The 634-nt window shown below is 54.1% G+C and carries 1 protein-coding gene; it reads left to right on the forward strand.

Features of this window, described 5'->3' with window-relative positions; translation table 11 throughout:
* Positions 1-634: hypothetical protein (locus tag lacNas_RS13390; protein ID WP_201346947.1), on the forward strand; the 634-nt coding region annotated here is incomplete at both ends.

Below are 634 nucleotides of genomic sequence, written 5' to 3' on the forward strand. Positions count from 1 at the left end.
CAGCGCGGCCGCCACTGGCGGCTGATCAAAGGAGCAGCGGAATTCAAAAAGAATTTGATTGCTCTGACCTCTGAATCAGAAAGCAACGGCCTGCTGGCCTTGAAGAAGGTGCGGGCCGGGGACTGCCGTTTGCGCTGCGACTTTTTAGGAAACAAGATTGGCCAGCAGACGGTTTACCTGCACACCCAGGGAACGGCAAGCGGCAAGCACAATTTCAGCGCTTATCTGTCGCTGTCTTTGGAGAACAATTACTTGTATCTGCGGCAAAAATCCGGCGGCCAGATCAAGACTTTGTACAAGGTCAACATGTTCAAGCTGGAAGATGACCATCCGGTTTCCGTTCAAGAGGACAAAAAGGCAGCCTTGAGCTCGGAATTAAGCACGAGGGGCCGCTTTGCCCAAAACAGCACTACGGCTTCACTTTACAAATTGAAGGCTTTTCAGAAAAAGCGGCAGCCAGCCAAGAGCGTCAAGGATGGTGCCAAGGAATACGTGCCGGAAATCCAGATTCAGGATCCAGGAGACGTCAAAGCCGATCTGACCGTCAAAGGCAGCCGCTTGACTCTGTCGGTCAACGGGCAAAAGGTCTGCCAGCGGCAAATCAAGCAGCAGGCCGCCGGCGGCGTGGCTCTGG

This window comes from Lactobacillus nasalidis, assembly GCF_016587775.1.
GTDB lineage: Bacteria > Bacillota > Bacilli > Lactobacillales > Lactobacillaceae > Lactobacillus > Lactobacillus nasalidis.